The organism is Pseudoalteromonas sp. Angola-7 (genome assembly GCF_028599255.1).
GTDB lineage: Bacteria > Pseudomonadota > Gammaproteobacteria > Enterobacterales > Alteromonadaceae > Pseudoalteromonas > Pseudoalteromonas atlantica.
Genome location: NZ_JAQREL010000030.1, coordinates 1 through 1,483, shown reverse-complemented (window position 1 = coordinate 1,483; position 1,483 = coordinate 1). Strand labels below are relative to the sequence as shown.

Genomic DNA, 1,483 nt, shown 5'->3' with positions numbered 1-1,483 from the left:
TATCTACTTTAGCTATTAACTTCTGTCGCTTGTTTCTGTCACAAAACGCGTTTGGCGTTGTATGGTTAAGCCTCACGGGTAATTAGTACAAGTTAGCTTAATGGCTCACACCACTTCCACATCTTGCCTATCAACGTTGTAGTCTTCAACGGCCCTTCAGAGACTTTAAAAGTCTAGTGAGAAATCATCTCGAGGCCTGCTTCGCGCTTAGATGCTTTCAGCGCTTATCAGTTCCGAACGTAGCTACCGGGCAATGCCATTGGCATGACAACCCGAACACCAGCGGTTCGTTCACTCCGGTCCTCTCGTACTAGGAGCAACCCCTCTCAATTCTCAAACGCCCACGGCAGATAGGGACCGAACTGTCTCACGACGTTCTAAACCCAGCTCGCGTACCACTTTAAATGGCGAACAGCCATACCCTTGGGACCGACTTCAGCCCCAGGATGTGATGAGCCGACATCGAGGTGCCAAACACCGCCGTCGATATGAACTCTTGGGCGGTATCAGCCTGTTATCCCCGGAGTACCTTTTATCCGTTGAGCGATGGCCCTTCCATTCAGAACCACCGGATCACTATGACCTACTTTCGTACCTGCTCGACGTGTCTGTCTCGCAGTTAAGCTGGCTTCTACCATTACACTAACCGTACGATGTCCGACCGTACTTAGCCAACCTTCGTGCTCCTCCGTTACTCTTTGGGAGGAGACCGCCCCAGTCAAACTACCCACCAGGCACTGTCCGTAACCCCGATTCAGGGGCCAACGTTAGAACATCAAAACTACAAGGGTGGTATTTCAAGGACGACTCCACAACAACTAGCGTCGCTGCTTCAAAGTCTCCCACCTATCCTACACATGTAGGTTCAATGTTCAGTGCCAAGCTGTAGTAAAGGTTCACGGGGTCTTTCCGTCTAGCCGCGGGTACACAGCATCTTCACTGCGATTTCAATTTCACTGAGTCTCGGGTGGAGACAGCGTGGCCATGGTTACACCATTCGTGCAGGTCGGAACTTACCCGACAAGGAATTTCGCTACCTTAGGACCGTTATAGTTACGGCCGCCGTTTACCGGGGCTTCGATCAAGAGCTTCGTCCGAAAACTAACCCCATCAATTAACCTTCCGGCACCGGGCAGGTGTCACACCGTATACGTCATCTTGCGATTTTGCACAGTGCTGTGTTTTTAATAAACAGTCCCAGCCACCTGGTCACTGCGGCTCCCGTCCGCTTAGAGAGTAAATCTCATCACAGATAGGAGCGTACCTTCTCCCGAAGTTACGGTACGATTTTGCCTAGTTCCTTCACCCGAGTTCTCTCAAGCGCCTTAGTATTCTCTACCTGACCACCTGTGTCGGTTTGGGGTACGATTCGGTATAATCTGAAGCTTAGAGGCTTTTCCTGGAAGTATGGCATCAGCAACTTCACACCCTTGGGTGCTCGTCTCGTGTCTCAGCCTAACAGCAACCCGGATTTACCTAAGTC

General features: G+C 51.0%; 1 rRNA gene. It reads right to left on the bottom strand.

The features are described 5' to 3' along the window. Positions 1–61: 61 nt before the first annotated feature. Positions 62–1,483: ribosomal RNA gene (locus PSH50_RS20920) — 23S ribosomal RNA — on the bottom strand; the annotation flags it as partial.